General features: G+C 38.8%; 17 protein-coding genes. 12 read left to right on the top strand and 5 right to left on the bottom strand.

The features are described from left to right. The 6 genes from BW986_RS21650 to BW986_RS21675 all read left to right on the top strand — a co-directional run. Positions 1-1,965: ribonuclease YeeF family protein (locus tag BW986_RS21650; protein ID WP_076370679.1), on the top strand; the 1,965-nt coding region annotated here is incomplete at its 5' end. 9 nt (positions 1,966-1,974) lie between these two features. After that, on the top strand, positions 1,975-2,244 hold the full coding sequence (locus tag BW986_RS21655; RefSeq protein WP_076370681.1) for a hypothetical protein: 270 nt from the start codon (positions 1,975-1,977) through the stop codon (positions 2,242-2,244). 282 nt (positions 2,245-2,526) lie between these two features. Further along, positions 2,527-3,549 (top strand): ADP-ribosylglycohydrolase family protein, encoded by a 1,023-nt coding sequence (locus BW986_RS21660; RefSeq protein ID WP_076370683.1) that lies wholly within the window; start codon positions 2,527-2,529, stop codon positions 3,547-3,549. A 107-nt stretch (positions 3,550-3,656) separates the two neighbouring features. Continuing rightward, the gene (locus BW986_RS21665; protein WP_142244713.1) at positions 3,657-4,088 is read left to right on the top strand and encodes a hypothetical protein; all 432 of its coding nucleotides are present in this window, start codon (positions 3,657-3,659) and stop codon (positions 4,086-4,088) included. A 138-nt stretch (positions 4,089-4,226) separates the two neighbouring features. Further along, positions 4,227-4,649 carry a hypothetical protein gene (locus tag BW986_RS21670; RefSeq protein ID WP_076370685.1) on the top strand — a complete coding sequence of 141 codons (423 nt, stop codon included), beginning with the start codon at positions 4,227-4,229 and terminating at the stop codon, positions 4,647-4,649. Positions 4,650-5,049: 400 nt separating this feature from the next. After that, positions 5,050-5,241 (top strand): hypothetical protein, encoded by a 192-nt coding sequence (locus BW986_RS21675; RefSeq protein WP_076370687.1) that lies wholly within the window; start codon positions 5,050-5,052, stop codon positions 5,239-5,241. Between the two features lie 439 nt (positions 5,242-5,680). On the opposite strand, the gene BW986_RS21685 is transcribed toward BW986_RS21675, so the two are convergent. Both BW986_RS21685 and BW986_RS21690 read right to left on the bottom strand, forming a co-directional pair. Beyond that, complete coding sequence (locus tag BW986_RS21685) at positions 5,681-6,937, bottom strand: DUF445 domain-containing protein (protein ID WP_260320927.1); 1,257 nt, start codon at positions 6,935-6,937, stop codon at positions 5,681-5,683. A 263-nt stretch (positions 6,938-7,200) separates the two neighbouring features. Further along, complete coding sequence (locus BW986_RS21690; RefSeq protein WP_076370691.1) at positions 7,201-8,172, bottom strand: bile acid:sodium symporter family protein; 972 nt, start codon at positions 8,170-8,172, stop codon at positions 7,201-7,203. Between the two features lie 388 nt (positions 8,173-8,560). On the opposite strand from BW986_RS21690, the gene BW986_RS21695 reads away from it, so the two are divergent. The 4 genes from BW986_RS21695 to BW986_RS21710 all read left to right on the top strand — a co-directional run bounded on the left by BW986_RS21695 (position 8,561) and on the right by BW986_RS21710 (position 12,494). Then, entirely contained in the window at positions 8,561-9,238 is a 678-nt protein-coding gene (locus BW986_RS21695) for a response regulator transcription factor (protein ID WP_076370693.1), read from the top strand. Then, a complete protein-coding gene (locus BW986_RS21700) occupies positions 9,235-10,614 on the top strand; it encodes a sensor histidine kinase (protein ID WP_076370694.1) in 1,380 nt (459 codons plus the stop codon). Before BW986_RS21695 ends, BW986_RS21700 begins: the two co-directional genes overlap by 4 nt. A gap of 99 nt (positions 10,615-10,713) precedes the next feature. Beyond that, complete coding sequence (locus BW986_RS21705; protein ID WP_076370695.1) at positions 10,714-11,820, top strand: ABC transporter permease; 1,107 nt, start codon at positions 10,714-10,716, stop codon at positions 11,818-11,820. After that, a complete protein-coding gene (locus BW986_RS21710; RefSeq protein WP_076370696.1) occupies positions 11,817-12,494 on the top strand; it encodes an ABC transporter ATP-binding protein in 678 nt (225 codons plus the stop codon). Before BW986_RS21705 ends, BW986_RS21710 begins: the two co-directional genes overlap by 4 nt. A gap of 118 nt (positions 12,495-12,612) precedes the next feature. Here the strand turns inward: BW986_RS21710 and bioC are convergent, their stop codons facing one another. From bioC to bioF, 3 genes are read right to left on the bottom strand one after another with little or no spacing between them, the layout of a single operon-like run. Further along, on the bottom strand, positions 12,613-13,476 hold the full coding sequence (gene bioC, locus BW986_RS21715; protein WP_076370697.1) for a malonyl-ACP O-methyltransferase BioC: 864 nt from the start codon (positions 13,474-13,476) through the stop codon (positions 12,613-12,615). After that, the gene (locus BW986_RS21720; RefSeq protein WP_076370699.1) at positions 13,469-14,215 is read right to left on the bottom strand and encodes an alpha/beta fold hydrolase; all 747 of its coding nucleotides are present in this window, start codon (positions 14,213-14,215) and stop codon (positions 13,469-13,471) included. The genes bioC and BW986_RS21720 overlap by 8 nt, the downstream gene beginning before the upstream one ends. Then, positions 14,212-15,411, bottom strand: coding sequence for an 8-amino-7-oxononanoate synthase (bioF, locus tag BW986_RS21725; RefSeq protein WP_076370701.1), 1,200 nt, complete (start codon positions 15,409-15,411; stop codon positions 14,212-14,214). The genes BW986_RS21720 and bioF overlap by 4 nt, the downstream gene beginning before the upstream one ends. 466 nt (positions 15,412-15,877) lie before the next feature. On the opposite strand from bioF, the gene BW986_RS21730 reads away from it, so the two are divergent. Both BW986_RS21730 and BW986_RS21735 read left to right on the top strand, forming a co-directional pair. Beyond that, positions 15,878-16,717 (top strand): YitT family protein, encoded by an 840-nt coding sequence (locus BW986_RS21730; RefSeq protein ID WP_076370703.1) that lies wholly within the window; start codon positions 15,878-15,880, stop codon positions 16,715-16,717. Positions 16,718-16,882: 165 nt separating this feature from the next. Then, positions 16,883-17,068, top strand: a complete 186-nt coding sequence (locus BW986_RS21735; protein ID WP_076370705.1) for a hypothetical protein — start codon at positions 16,883-16,885, stop codon at positions 17,066-17,068. The last annotated feature ends 145 nt before the right edge of the window (positions 17,069-17,213 follow it).

Raw genomic sequence — 17,213 nt, forward strand, 5'->3', positions numbered from 1 at the left:
GCGATGAAAATATATGAAGCCAAGACATTGACGGCCGCAACCAAGTCGCGCGCCAAGCAATATGAAGAACTAAAGAAGGAAGTCACAGCCCTGAAGAAAGAATTTCAGGGCATCGTCGGCCTGGATAACGAGTTTCAAGGGGCCGGTGCTGCCGCCATCAAAAGCTTCTACGAAGCGCAAATCGAGGTGGCGGACGCCTGGATGGAACTTTTTACGACCCAGATCAGTTTTTTTGAAGGCATTCCGGCAAGTCTGGAAGAGGCGGACCTTTCCGGAAATACGGTGGTCGAGGTTCCCTTTTTAGATGGCGAAGTCTCGAACGGCATCAACCAATCGAAGTCGCTTGTCGATGAACAAGCGAACGATCTTCAAAGGATCCTCGACAGCATTGACGATATCCTGCCTCTGGATATGTTCGACCAAAAAGACTTTAATGAAAAAATCACGCTGGCCGGACAAAGGCTGGATGACACCGTGACAAAGGTCGAGAATGTCGACCGGCAATTGGTCGAGGAATATGATGTATCCGTCGGGCAGGAAAACGTGGCCGTCGGCCTCTTCCGCGCCTTGCTCGATGCCACCAAACAGGACGGCAACGTTTCGCCGATGACCTTCAATCAATCGGCCTTCAAGAAAAGTGATGTCTATCAAGTGAAGAATGAAGTCGCCGGTCAGATGAAAGACTATCAGACCTTCAAAAAGCAGCAGGCCGAAGCCCGGAAAATCGAACAAGAAATGGAAGAACTCGAAAACCGCCCATGGTACGAAAAAGCCTGGGATACGACAAAAACCTTTACAGGCGAATTCACGGGATATTATGATTCAATCAGGGCCTCAACCGGAGTCGATCCAGTAACCGGCCGCAAGCTGTCCGATGCCGAAAGAATCGCCGCCGGCGCCATGGCCGCCGCTGGATTCATTCCCGTCGTCGGCTGGGCCGGCCGTGCCATCAAAGGCGGCAGCGCCATCTATAAAACCGCCAAAGGACTCAATGCAGCGAACCACGCGCTCGATGCCTATAAAACGACAAAAGGCTTTAGCCTCCTCCAGAAAACCGAATACGGGATATACGGCCTCCTCGCAGCCAACGGCCTCGGCGAAGCCGTCACCGGCAAAGACATGTTCGGCAACCAGCTGACCGAGGAACAGCGCCAGAACGGCCTGTTGATGGCACTCGGAATCGGCGGTGTGGCAGGTGCGGCTAAGATCGTTGATAAAGTAGCAAGTGGTACAAAGTTTATCCCTTACAGTAAAGAATTTGCGCAAAAGCAGGTACATAAGGCTCAAGCTATAATAACAGACATAGCGAGATCAGGAAAAACCACGTTAAACAATATAGGTAATGAAATAGGTAAGAAAGAAATCCCAAAACGGATAAGTATGGAACAAGTTTCCCTCGCAGGAGGTCCAAGCCTACCCCAAGTTGTGATGGAAAAGCAGACAATTAAGGAAGTCTATCAAAAATTCACAGTGAAGGATAGCAAAGTAGAGGGTGTTTCAGGAGAGAGTATTCCTAAGGGTACGGGTAAAGTTGAAACCTTTGGTAAATATTCAACGAATATCGATGAAAAGGTTAAAGTAATTGAAAAAGTAGACTTACCTGATTGGATAAGTGAATCATTTACTGATGGTATTTATAGAACTGTAATTACAGAAGAAAATATTACATTTTATAGAACTTATGGTGGTGGAGCAAAAGTTAATGGAGCATTTGTCACTACTAGCCCAGCTGGAAATAGAATAAATGCAAAAATAAATACTGCATTAGTACCTGATTGGAAAAATTCTAGACAATATGAAGCTGTTATAGAAGTACCGAAGGGACAAGTTTTAAATATAGGTAGAGTTGAAAAGCAATATACAAAATCAGGAGCATTACTAGAAGGTGATGGAGATCAAATACTATTACCCCAAGGGTGGTCTTCAGAATGGATAAAGGAAATTAGAGGGGTTCCAAGTAGATAGGGGGATAAAATGGATAAGAAAAAGCAGTTAATCAACCAAATAAAAGTTGTAATAAATAATCTTGAAAATGATTATTATAATGAAATTACTAGTGGCGTTTTACAACTTATATATAAAAGATATAAGAATGCATTGACAGTATTGGAGAATAATAAAGATATAAGAGAGTTAAATATAATTGGTGGCATAAGGGCTTATATGGATAGTTATAGTGACTATCAAAACCCACTATTAGGAGAGTTACATAAAGCTGAAAAATTAAATAAAGAATTATTATAAAAATAGTTGTTACAAAATTAACTAGAGCTATCTTTATGCCTTACTTAGACCTTGATTGGCTATTTATGCCTTTCAAGGTTTTTTAATGAAATTGACAGTATAAATTTTTGTATAAGAAATATAAGCAAGTAATTTGAAATACTTTATGATTTTTCCTTTGTGATAAAATGGAAAAATATTATAGGGGTTGTAGTATAGATGTTAGTATAGAAGCACATTGAAATTAATCAAGGATTACTGAAGGTGACAAAATAGTACTTTTAAAAAAAGTAGGTGTAATGAATGACAAGCAGAAGAATGGTAGACAGATGGGAAGACGATAGTAAAAGTTTTTTGAGATTTAATCTAAAAAAAAGAATGTTACCAAGTCTGTATGGCAGTATTATTGGAGACATGCTTGGTGTTCCAGTTGAATTTAAAAAAAGAGGGACATTCACTATTAATGATATAACGGGATATGGAAACTATAATCAGCCGCCAGGTACCTGGTCGGATGATACTTCGTTAACTTTATGTTTAATTGAAAACTTAATTGAAAAAAGCGATTTAGCGGAGCTGATGCAAAAATTCGTTCAGTATATGGAATCTGGTTATTGGACACCACATCATGAAATGTTCGATATTGGCAGAACGACAAGTGAAGCCATAACCAAGTTTAAAAATGGAACGCCAGCGCAAGAATGTGGCGGAAATGCAATGTTTGATAATGGGAATGGGGCGTTGATGAGGATTGCTCCAGTGGCATTTATCCTTATTAATAACTTTAATTTCATTGAAAAAATCCAAACCATTAAAAAGTACACGGAAGTAACCCATGCACATCCGCGTTCTGTGGTAGGTTCCATTATTTATGTCGAATTTTTACTTAGACTTTATTATAATAATTCTCCTGAAGATGCAATAAGACAAACAAAAAAACTTTTTGATGAGAATTTTGGTAAAGATCATATATACCAAAAAGAGCTGCAATTCTATTCAAGAATTTTTGAGGAAGATTTCTTTTCATTACCACAAGAAGAAATTCTGTCAGATGGTTATGTCGTTCATACGTTAGAAGCAGCCATTTGGTGCTTAGGAAATTCAGATTCATTTAGCGAAGCCGTTTTAAAAGCAGTGAATCTAGGGGATGATACGGATACAGTAGGTGCCATTACAGGCACGATGGCAGGTATGTACTATAAAATGGACGACATCTCTAAAGAATGGCTTGAGAAAATTACAAGAAAAGAAGATATTGATCAATTAATCGAGAAATTCCATAGTTTTTGTGCAGATAAAGCAATTAAAGAAGAGTATGGAGATTGACGTAAATAACCCATATAAATATAAAAAAACCCCTATAAAAGACTTTTATAGGGGTTTTTTATGCCCAGAGTCCAGTTTATGCTATGTTAAACGGGAAGCGAAGCAGTTTGAATTTGGGTGATGGAAAATTAAATAATGGAGTGAGTGGAAAAATGATAAGAAAAGGTGAGTATACGTTCTATAATGGGAAAGAGTATAGATTCATAGAATCTGAAAGCAAAGGCTTTATAGAAGTAATAAGCAATAATAAGGAAGACATGAATTATGGATTTATCCATTATAAAGATAATATTTATACAAAAGTTATTTCCTTAAATGAAGTAGAAAAGGTATTTTTAATTCATTCTTTTGCAAAATATAAAGGAGAGTTGTTTGGAGCTTCTAATGACGGAAATGGAAAAATTCTTCTATCAACTCCTCATTTAAAACTCGCCGAAAAGTATAGATTTGAACGTACAGATAAATATCTTTATTCTAAAAATGTTAATTTAGATGAAGTTGAAATAATAGAAGAACGAAAACCGTTTTCTTTAGATTAGATAATATATATATCAAAAAAAAAATATATAGAGAAAAAAGAGGTTCCTAGTGTTATTAAAACAATTTCAAATTAACTAAAGCTGTACATATTGAAGCGATAGGAAATGCTGATTTATTTTTGAAATGGGGATTCACTAATGAATAATTTGAATATTGGAATATTGAAAATAGATGGAATTGAGGTAAAAAAAGATACAAAATTAGATTTTTTTGAGAAGTCATTAGCAACAAATCCTAATTTTGAGGTTAGGAAGAGGCAGCCTGATAAAGCAACAGTTGGTTCCTTGAGGCCTATACAATTGGGAAGCAAAAAGTTTTCTGTTAGAATCTCTTTCGAAGATAACATAATACAGGGGATACGTTTAAAAGTTAGTGATCCATCCATTAACCAATGGGACTATGAAGAAAAACTATCTCAGCATGGCGAATGGCTGACAGAGCAAATTGGGTATCCTGAGGGAATATTGTCTGAAAATGTATTTGAATGGGGTAAGATTACACAATGGTATGATCCAAGGTCATGTGATGCAGGGATCAGCATACTATATTTTCAAAGATAAAATGAAAAAGGTGTATATCAGAATCGTGTAAAAAGATAACTTAGATTTTATATTTCTTGAGGTGAAGCTAAAAATGAAATATGCCATATATAATCATAAGGATTACCACCTGAATATCCGTAACGACAGGCTAAGACTAAGAACCCATTTTTACGTTCGATTATTCAAGGGTATTTTATCAAAAAAACTCAATATTGCTGAACCATTCTAATAGCGTCCGATGACGCTTTATTTATTGCATATATACGAATGTTTGAATATCCACCAAGTTCTTTAAGGAAGCAATAAAGCGATTATTCGTTCAATAAGTGGGTATAAAGTATTGAGCGGTCTTTCATTTAATATCTAGCACTAAGTTTTCTTTATGTTGTATAAGGAGAATTTGGTGGGAGGTGATTAAATGAGGAAAGCCTATGGTATAAAAAGGTTAATAATTTACCTTGAGTCGGTAAATTATCCAATTACCGAAGAGGAAATCAATGATCTAATATTAAATAAAAGGATACCCCATCTCAGACCCATCGATAATTTGCTGATTTTTAATTTAGATCATATTGATGGCTGGCTTAGTGATCAGCAATTCAAGCCTTAGTTAATTGAAGCCCTGCTTTAAGTGGGGCTTTGATGAATATGTTGTACAAAAGGAAAAGCTAGCCAAGGTGTTTCTTGAAAACCTTGGCTAGCTTTATGTTTAAAAAAGGCTCTTTTCGTAAAGATTGTTGTTTTTAAAACGAAACGATTTAAGGTTGATTGGAGCGGAAGTGCGAGACTCCTGCGGGAGCAGCGGGACAGGTGAGACCCCACAGGCGTTCACTCTGAGGAGGCTCACCGCCCGCCCCGTGGAAAGCGAGCATCTGGAGGGGAAATCAACCACACCGGATTATTTGGTAAATAGTAACAAAGTATGCGAAAACAGCCTTAAAAAAAGAGGGCCCTGCATATTAACGACATAATAATGGTAACGAATCAGCACCAGTAGATTTGGTAATAACAGTATACTGCAGTTACCAAACCGGCCGAAGGTGCCTGAATTATAACAGCTTAAGTAGAGCCTGTGCACCTGTTAGGATAAGCCCTATTATAAAACCACAGACCGCTCCGTTCACACGAATCCATTGTAAGTCTTTCCCTACACCATTTTCCATCATATCAATCAGTGTTTCATTGTCTAGCTTATCTAAATTTTCTTGTACAAGATTACCGATCTGCGTATGATTTTTTTCAATGAGAACAGTAATTTGTTTCTGTATCCATTGATCGATGTGCGTGCTATTTTCTTTTATGTTGTCCAGTACGTTCTGAATTATTGGAGTCAGGTAAGTATCCATGAAATGTTCATCTTCTACGAAATCCAACGCCTCTTGTTGAATTTGTTGTAGACTTCCCTTTATTGTCGCCTCAGGCTCCCATTTTGTCAGAAGTTGATTTTTCCATTTTTCAACTCCTTCCAACAGTTCCTGGTTATGGTTAATGCCTTGTATCTCATTTCGGATATATAGGATTAAAGCCTCTCTATTTGGTTCTTTCTCGTTTTGTAAATTATTTACGACACTTAATAAAAGGTTTTGTATGATATTCCCAAGTTTCTCTTCGTTAAGCAGACTTTGAATGGATTTAACGGCAAACTGAAGCATGCCTTCCAATTCAATCTTGCTGAGTACATCCATGGAAACAGTGCCAAGTCGGCGGCTGGTTTGTTTTTTCCTTAACCAATCTTCCGCTTTTTTCAAAACATGATCCAAGGCCTTCTTATCAAATTGTTCATTAAGTAACTCTGAACTTACTAGATGAAGAATCTTGCCCATGTCTATGTTAGAAAGTGATGCTTCAATTTTTTTTGCAACGAAAGGTGTAATCTTTTCTATATCTATATAACAAATCATTTGCTTGATCAGTTTAATCAGGACTTTTCTAAAAGTATCACTTTGTATCTCTTTTACTAAAATGGGGATCAATTTTTCTGTAAAAGGAATATGTTTTACTTTGTCTTGAATACTTTCCTTTGATAGCCAGTCATTTTTTAGCATCGAAACAAGTGCATTCGTCATTCTTTTACGATTGTTGGGCAAAAGTGCTGTATGGGGGATCGGTAATCCAAGCGGGTGCCTGAATAATGCAGTGACTGCAAACCAATCTGCTAGACCACCAACTAATCCTGCCTCAAACCCTCCATGTAATAAATCCAGCGGCAACGTACCTTGAAATGGAGTGGTTGCAATATAACCCGCCCCCATGATCATTAGTGAATATTTAGCAATTTTTCTTGACGATTTTATTTTTGGTGACATTCTATTCCTCATCCTTAAAATGATATTCAATTACTATAACCCGAATCATTAGCAAATTCCATAACTTACTTTTATCTAGTAGTATAGCAGGTAGTTCAAAAAAATACTCCCAACAAGGGCAGTCAGTTCATTTATTTGGGGATGGGAAAATCACATATTAAGAATCATTGATATTTTCCTTTGAATTTCAAAGATGAGGATGGTTGATTCACAATAAAAAAAGCCGATTTATTCAATCGGCTTTTTTTATTCATCCAACAATATTATGATGCGTCTGTTTTTATCGAATTATTTGTGCCTGCATTTTTTTTATCTTTCATGCGACTGAAAATAAAGGCTAGAACGGAACCTGATATATTATGCCAAACACTGAAAATGGCACTAGGTACAGCGGCCAAAGGTGAGAAATGGGCTGTTGCTATAGCTACACCTAAACCTGAATTCTGCATACCAACCTCCATTGCAACAGCTTTCTGTTTAGCTAAATCCATCCCGCATATTCGAGCAAAGAAAAAGCCTAGAAGAAAACCAAGAACATTATGAAGAACAACGACTGCAAAAATAAGCAAACCTGTTTTAGCCAGCTGAGCTTGGCTGCCAGCCACTACGGCAGATACAATCAGAACGATGGAAATGACAGATACTAGAGGCAGGGCCTTTGCCCCGGCTTCTGCTTGTTTACCGAAAAACTTTTTAACAATGAATCCAAGCAGCAATGGGATGATCACCACTTGAATGATGGAAATGAATAATGATCCAATACTGATATCGACCCATTTACTTGCCAAGAGCAAAATAAGCAGGGGGGTTACGATAGGCGCTAGAATAGTGGAAACAGAAGCGATGGCCACTGCAAGCGCAACATTTCCCCTCGCAAGAAACACCATGACATTTGATGCTGTTCCACTAGGGCAACATCCAACCAAAATAACCCCAACAGCCACTTCTTTCGGTAAATCGAACCCTATTGCTAATACAAATGCCAGTAATGGCATAATGATAAAATGTCCTGCTACTCCTAGTGCCACTTCTTTTGGACGTCGGAAAACTTCTTTAAAATCCGATGCTGATAGTGTAAGTCCCATGCCAAACATGACAATTCCTAATAATGGAACAATATAGGCTCCAATCCATATAAAATGATTAGGCAAGATATAAGCGATAATGGCAAATATGATGACCCAAATGGTAAACGTTTTACCAGCAAATGTGCTGATTTTCTCTACTACTCCCATAGTGACCCTCCTAGATGTTTTGAAATAAAACAATTATAGTTTATATTCAGAATATTTTAAACCTTTTTTGAAAAAATCAATACATTTTTAAACAGCCTTTTGGGTATTTTCATTATGGACAGTCATATTTAAAACGATGATTTTTGGAACTATTTCGCTGAACTAGTGTGAATATGACGATTTACTATAGAAATAGGGACAGGGTTTTTAGAGATTCTGTTCGCTTTTTTACTTTATCTTTTAATATAAAATAAGAGGGTGCTGTATATTAGTGGCAAACTAGTTTATAAGGAACTGGAGATTGAATTAGTATTTGTTGTTTTACAGGTTTAATTATTGCTATTGTAAGTTTAGCTAGGGCTATAAAAGAAGTGGAGATGTGGTTTCTTTGATACATATATTAATTGCGGATGATGATCGGCATATTCGGGAGTTGCTTAAATTTCACTTGGAAAAGGAAGGGTACATGGTATCGGAAGCGAAGGACGGGAATGAGGCTTCCTTGATACTGGAGAAGGAACGGATCCATCTGGCGGTTGTCGATATTATGATGCCGTTTAAAAACGGACTGGATCTTTGTAAGGAAATCCGGGATCAATATGATCTGCCGGTCATTTTATTGACAGCTAAAGATCAACTTATCGATAAGGAAAAGGGGTATTTTGCGGGTACGGATGATTACCTCGTGAAGCCATTTGAGCCACGGGAACTTCTATTCCGGATAAAAGCGCTATTGCGAAGGTACCGTATGGTGAATTCTGAATCCATCTCATTGAATCAAACGGTCATTGACCGTAAAAGTTATGAAGTTCGAATAATGGGGAATACGCTGCTTCTGCCGCTTAAGGAATTCGAGCTGCTGGCTCAGCTGGGGAGCTTTCCTGATCAAGTCTTTACGCGTGAGCAGCTTATTGAATTGGTATGGGGTGCTGATTTTGAAGGGGATGATCGGACGGTTGATGTCCATATTAAACGGTTAAGGGAACGTTTTGCCGGGCGGACCGATGATTTTGTTATAACGACTGTCCGTGGCTTAGGTTATAAACTGGAGGTCAACAAGAAGTGAAAACACTCTATTTCAGGATAGTTATTCAAACCATTTTGATCATGGTGCTTGCCAGTGTCATCGCTTTTTTAATTTCCAATGTCTATTATCATCAGGTTCAAAAACCCAACAATGGTGAGAAGATAAAGAAAGTCGCAAGTGAGATCGTCTCCTTATATGAGGAGAATCCTGATCAGAATATTGATGCGTATTTAAATCATATTGCAGGATTGCACTATCAAATGTATCTATTTAATGAGCAGGGTGAAGGAACTTTATATGGTGAGCCGTTTCGGGAAACGACATTGGACCCAGATACGATTTCCGGAGTTTTGAACGGGAAGACCTATCAAGGGATCGCCCATTATAATAATGGGTTATTTATTACCGGATTTTTTGAAGATGTATTGATTAATAGCATTGGGGTCCCGTTGAACGTCAATGGCGAAAAGCATGCATTATTTGTAAGGCCGAATATAGAGCTGCAGTTTGGTGAATTCCGCTTTTTCCTTGCAGTTTTGCTTGTACTCACGCTCCTTCTCAGCTTTTTATTTGTGATCATTAACACGCGTTTCATCGTTAAGCCGATTACGAAATTAACGGAAGCTACAAAGAGGATCGCTGATGGGGATTATAATAATGAATTGAATGTCACCCGGAGCGATGAGATAGGGGATTTGGCACAGCATTTCTCGAAAATGACCCATAGTATCCAACGGTTGGATGATATGAGGCAGGAGTTCGTTTCGAATGTATCTCATGAAATTCAATCTCCGCTTGCATCCATCCAAGGTTTTTCCCAAACGCTCCAATCGGAGGAATTAACAAAAGAACAAAGAAATCAGTACTTGTCCATTATTGAAAAAGAAAGCAGGCGCATGTCTTTGTTAAGCAAACAGCTGCTCATGCTTGCTTCGTTGGATAAAGTGGATGATCCGCTGCAACGGTCCAATTTCGATTTAGCGCAACAAATACGGCAAGTGCTGTTCATGCTGGAATGGAATTGGCGGGAAAAAGATATGGTGATCGAAATGGATTTGCCTTCAACCGTCATTTCAGCAGATGAGAAACTTTTAAATCAAGTATGGACGAATTTGATAACCAATAGCATTAAATACTCGGAAAGCGGCAGTTCAATCAATATTCGGATAAAAAAAATAGGCAGTAATGTTGAAGTGATGATTGCGGATACGGGTATGGGAATTCCGGAAGAAGACCTCGCTTATATCTTTGATCGGTTTTATAAAGTCGATAAAGTGAGGAACAGGAGTGAAACAGGCAGCGGATTAGGACTTTCGATTACGAAGAAGACGGTCGAACTTCATGGGGGAACGATCGAAGTTCAAAGCGAACTCGGTAAAGGGACCACTTTTTATATACGGTTGCCCCTTATGTAATCAGTTGTTCATCTTCCATTCATATTGATTGTTTACAATCGGTTCATACCGAATCAAGTTGGACTTGATAGGTAAACAAAAGGAATGGGAGATGAAATAATGTTTTTGGCAATACGTGAACTAAAGCATTCAAAGTTACGTTATCTGCTGATTGGGCTGATCATGGTATTGGTCGCTTTGCTTGTCTTTATCATTTCAGGATTAGCTAATGGACTTTCTTCGGATAATGCTTCATCCATACAAAACATGAAGGCCGACTATTTCGTAATGGAGCATGACTCCAAAAATAAATTGAACCGATCGATCATATCCATGGAGAAGCTGGATGAAATCCGGGCTTCGGCGGATGTTAAAGCAGCCGAAGGTCTGGGACAAATGATGATCACATTGAATAAAATCGGCTCATCGGAGAAAACGGATGTCACCATTTTTGCGACCGATGCCAGTGGTATTTTAGCACCGAAGGTCATTGAAGGAACGAGCTATGACAATGAGAAACAAGGTGAAGTCGTGGCAGATCGCTCTTTAAAAGAAGTGGGGTATAAATTGGGTGATTCACTTAAAGATGAGCTATCAGGTAAGGTTTTCACCATTGTTGGATTTACTGAAAAGCAGTCTTACAGCCACTCACCGGTAGTTTACATGAATGTTAAGGGGTGGCAGGAGATTAATCCTGCATTGAAAAATCAAGAGAAAGATTCAATCAGCACAATAGCCGTGCAAATGGATTCGAAGGCAGAAGAAAATGTACGTGAATCATTGCCTGAAGGACTAACGATCATTTCAAAAGAAGAATCACTTCAGAGTATACCAGGCTACAAAGAGGAACAGGGAACGTTGACGATGATGATTGCCTTTTTGTTTGTCATCGCAGCTTTCGTTTTGGCTGTATTCTTTTATGTGATTACCTTGCAGAAGACGAATCAATTTGGAGTCCTTAAAGCAATCGGGGCCAATACTGGCTACCTGGCAAAAAGTATCGTTGGTCAAGTAATGCTGCTTGCCGTGACATGCATAGCCATCAGTGTTGCCCTGACATATGGCGTCACGTTAATCATGCCAGAAGGAATGCCATTTGAATTGAGTACCGATTTGGTCGTTAAATATTCCGTGTTACTTTTGGTTGTATCCCTATTGGGTTCGCTGCTATCACTATACCGAGTAGCGAAGATAGATGCGATCGAAGCGATAGGGAGGGTATCATGATGGGGAAAAAACTAATATTTGAAAACGTCAGTAAGATTTATGGGGAAGGCGATAATAAGGTGACAGCCCTTGATAATATTTCCCTGAATGTGAGGGCGGGGGAATTCGTTGCCATCGTGGGTCCTTCAGGCTCAGGAAAAAGTACTTTTCTTTCAATAGCAGGTGCATTACTATCTCCGAGCAAAGGTCGCTTAATGCTGAATGATGAGGATATTACAACACTATCCCCAAAGGAATTGACTAGAGTGCGCCTTGAAAAGATCGGGTTTGTCTTCCAGTCATCGAATCTTGTGCCATATCTTAGCGTACGGGATCAGCTTCTGCTACTTTCTGAATTGATTGGCAAGAGGGATAAAAAAACCATGAAAAAGGCGGACGAATTGCTTAGCCACCTTGGACTTGGACATAGGGCAGATCACTTGCCGGAAGCACTGTCGGGCGGTGAGCGGCAGCGTGTAGCCATCGCCCGTTCGCTGATGAATGACCCAGAAATCATTTTAGCGGATGAACCAACCGCAAGTCTTGATTCCAAAAGAGGCAGGGATGTTGTTGAAATGCTTGCACATGAGGTGAAGTCAAGAAATAAAGCGGCCATCATGGTAACACACGATGAAAGAATGTTGGATTTATGTGATCGAGTGGTCAATATTACAGATGGCAAGGTTTTTGGATGAAGTCATAAAACAAACTCCCATGAGTTGATCATTACAATAAGCTATAAAATGGTCGCCGCCTTTCCAAAGGAATTAGGGGAGGCGGCGGCAGAAATAACCTGGTCATTCGGGCCTGCAATCATGTATAATATTTTGCTTGTATCCCAGGGTTATCTTCGGATTGATCCTGTTTTTTAATTTTAAAGAACAAACAGTGATAGGTTGCTTTCACACCTGGTTCATTTCGATATTCTCTGTCGTATATGTTGATTAACTCTCGAAAAAAGGAAGGGCGTTGGCAGTAGTCTTCTTTGTTGCTGTTAGCCGCACCAATCTTTTTAATTGAAGTGAAAAATTCACGTACTGTCTGAAAGTGCTCCAGTTCAAACTTTTCCATTTTTGTAATCTCGATTGGAACTGATGATGAAAAAGGGATTGCATCTTCACAAACTTGGGATAATTCTTCTAGAGAATAAAACATTTGACCTGGTGAACTATCAATGGCAAGCTGAAGCTTGTCCTTCGCCTGTTCATATGACATATGAAGTTCTTGAAATGTATCTATTCCGAACGTTGAAAATATGAGGCTTCCTTTAGCCGTCAATCGTGTAAAAAGTTTTTCAAGGGTTGCAGGAAGATCATTCAGCCATTGAAACGTTGCATTGGAAATAATCAAGTCGTAATTTTCTTTAAGCGCCATTTCTTCGATATCAGTACATAAAAATGTAACACGTTCTTCATCTGTCATTCCTTTCGCCACTTCGACCATTCCTGGTGCCAAATCAACAGCCGTAATAGCGGCATTAGGGAATGTTTTGACGAGTAACCTGGTTAAGTAACCAGTGCCGCAGCCAATTTCAAGAATATTGATTACATGGTTGGTGTTTATTTTAGGAAGCAAATCCATTAATTGTTTTGCCATGTTTTTTTGAACATTGGCATACGCATCATATGTTTTCGCATGTTCACTGAACCGCTTACTTAACAATCGTTTATCAATCATGAATGTACTCCTTTTGAATAAATGTTTTTATATGCTGCATACATTCCTGTGGTTTTGTGAAAAACGGAGTATGGCCAGCATCCTCGATAATATGAAACTCGGCTTTCCCACCCAGGTTTTCTTTAATGAAAGATGAGGCTTCGAGTGGACAAATGTTGTCTTCCCTCCCATGAAGCAATATAATGGGGGCTTCAATCCGGTCGAGTCTTGCTCTAGCATCTTTCTGAAGTAAATAATCCAAGCCAATAAGAAGCGAAAACACATCATCTCCATGAAACTCGCTTTGAATGGTCTTGATGAATTGATGATATAAACCTTCATCTTTTTCAGCTTCGCAAAACATCGCTTCATAGAAAGAAGCCAAAGTCTTCTCTTTATTGCGCTGTAGTTGTTTCTTCATGCGCCCGACCATTCGTGGATCCCAGCCAAATGAATAATTTTCTCCTGTTATAAACCGACTTGTTGCACCAAAAAAGATAAAACCTTTTATTTTTTCTCGATACGAACTTGCAAGTTCAAGTGATACCAGTGATCCTAATGACCAACTCAGTATATAAACAGGACCATCGATGGAAGCGATTGTGTCTATGACTCTTTCTTCAAAGTCATTTAGTGCTCTCATATCTCTCCATTCTATAAATGAAAGGTAAAATACATCTGACAGCGGTTTGATTAACGGTTCAAACGCACCTTTTTCCATTCCCCAGCCAGGAAGCATGACTAAATTCGGCTGTTTCATTCAATAACACCCATTTCTTTTCCAATGATTGAAATCTTTTCAACTGCCCAATCAAGATCTTTTTTATCGTGGAGAGCTGTTACGGTAAACCGGATTCTCGCCTCATTTTCAGGAACGGTCGGCGGCCTGACAGCAATGGCTGCAATTCCTTCCTTCTGCAAACGTGCGGCAAATTCCATCGCTTTTTCATTTTCCCCGATAACGATAGGAACAATTTGTGATCGACTTCCGCAAATATTAAACCCGTTATACGCGAGTTCTTCTCTAAAGTGTTCTGAATGTGTTTGGAGCAGTGAGCGGCGTTCTGGTTCTTGCTGTACAAGTTCAATCGCTGTTTTTATGGCACCGAGAATTGCCGGAGGAAGTGCAGTTGAATAAATGAATCCGCGCATGCGATTTTTTAAATAGTCGATTAGCCATTTTTTCCCGACGACATAGGCCCCGAATGAACCGAGCGCTTTACTGAATGTTCCCATTTGGATATCTATTTTATTTTGAAGTTGAAGATGACCGGCATAACCTTCACCGTTTTTACCGTAGATGCCGCTTCCGTGTGCTTCATCTGTCATTAATAATGCGTTATAACGATCCTTTAACCGAACGAGGTCTTCAAGATAAGCAAAGTCACCGTCCATGCTGAAGACTGTATCCGTAACGATTAATTTACATGCTTCAATTGGTGCTTTTTTCAAAAATGCCTCTAAATGATCTAGATCATTATGACGATAGCGTATATGCTTTGCACGGCTTAAAAGGGCTCCATCGACAATGCTTGCATGATTCAATTTATCGCTATAAATAATATCGTTTCGGGACAGCAGGGTGGAGATGATTCCAAGGTTCGCGTTATATCCACTGTTGATAATGAGTCCTGCCTCGGCTTTTTTCCAATCGACAAGAGCTTGTTCCGCATGCTCGTAAAGGCGATGATTGCCAATAATTAAACGTGAAGCCGTTGCTCCTGCACCATATGTATGTACTGCATCCACCATAGCCTTTTTCAGTCGCTCATCCCCTGCATATCCTAAATAGTTATTAGAAGCTAGATTTAGCATCCTGCACCCATTGATCATAAGCCATGGCTGCTCGGCGAATGCCGTCGATACGAGTTCGCGTTTTTGCGATATCTCTTCTAAATAAGCCAGTTCTTTCTTTATTTTTTCTTCCCAACAAGGTAATTGTTTTTCACTGTGCATGCCCATTCTCCTTTTATATGTTAACTAAAATAACTATAGGTTAACATATAAAATATTCTAATCATGACTCAATGAAACTGTCAAGCTTTGAAAAGGGACTGATAATAAATTAATAATCCATTAATCTGGGAGAAATCAAAGGTCGAAAAAAGACACTTATCAAAAGCTCATTGGTTATTTGTACCAAGTCGAGGAACATGAAACTAACTAGAATAAGTTTAAGGAGAAGGAGGCTAATGATGTATGATTGGACAGCGGCTTTGTTAAGCTAATGTATAAAAGAGCTTAGTGAAAATTAATGCCTTTGTATGTATTAAGCACGTTCATTGAAGATAATCTAACTTCCAAGGTAGTCTTTTTGTTAAACCTTCAAATCTTTGAAGGATTAAATGGAATTCCATGTTACTATAGAGCAGTGAAATTACCGAATTCACATTAACCATTACATAAAGGAAGGGTAATAAATATGAAAAAGATTTCTTTAGATGTTTTCTTTATATTAATAGGAGCTTTTATTTTCGCTTTGGCAATAAATCTTTTCGTCATTCCCAATGAACTTGGTGAGGGGGGAGTCACGGGGATAACCATCATTTTATTTTATCTTTTTGAATGGTCACCAGGGCTGTTAAGTTTGATCATTAACGCTTTCCTGCTCATCGTCGGTTATAAATATTTGTCGAAAATGACAACGGTATATACAATCATAGCCGTTGCATTTAATTCACTTTTCCTGCATTTAACCGAAAGTTGGACGATATCTTCAGACGAATTGGTCATCAATGCGATATTTGGCGGGGTTTTTGCCGGTGCGGGAATTGGCATGATCATTCGTGTTGGAGGCACTACTGCCGGTACGACGATCCTGGCCCGAATTACGAATAAGTATTTAGGATGGAGCTTAAGCTATGGACTTCTGTTCTTCGATTTAATCGTTGCGTTCTCATCTTATTTCATCATTGGTGCAGAAGGCCTGATGCTCACTATCCTTATGCTTTATATTGGAACAAAAACGATGGAATTCATCATTGAGGGATTGAACCCGAAAAAAGCGATTACCATCATTTCAAATGAAGCGGACCAAATTGCAAAACAAGTAACCGAATTGATGGACCGGGGGGTCACTGTTTTTAGCGGTCATGGATACTATACAAAAGCATCCAAGGATATTTTATATATCGTTATAAGTAAGCAAGAGGTACTGAAGTTAAAGAGAATAGTGAAGTCGACGGATAGCAATGCTTTTATAGCCATACATGATGTTAGGGACGTATTTGGTGAAGGATTCCTGGATATCTCGAAGTCCTGATGCGATTTGTGGAGGCGGATATGGTATATGCGAATGAAAAGGCCTAATAGGCTTTTTTATTTTGCACTGCAAAAATTCTGTAAATTCCTAATTTTTTGTTATATTATGTAAGTAAGAAAACACACACCTTGAGGAGTGCAGCCATTAAATGTGGAGGTGTCCAAGATGATCCTTTTAAAAGTGGATGACAGAAAGTCCGGGAAAAGCAATATCAAGTACAGTGTCGTTGATAAGGAAACGAATGAATTGATCATTAGCGGTGTGTTTAAAGAATTTGGACAAGCAAGCGATAAATATTATGAATTGAAGGATGAATACGGTTCATCCAATGTGAAGATGATATTGAAGTGAAAAGAGGGGAGCCGACGGGTTTCCCTTTTTTTCGGGTAATGCGACGAATGAAATGGCCCGTACAATAAATAATCGGATAAAGGAATAATCATAGGTTTCTGAATCATATAATTAGGTTAAGAGAGTTCTTGAAATCCTTTTTTTA

This window comes from Peribacillus simplex, assembly GCF_900156045.1.
Lineage (GTDB): Bacteria > Bacillota > Bacilli > Bacillales > DSM-1321 > Peribacillus > Peribacillus simplex_D.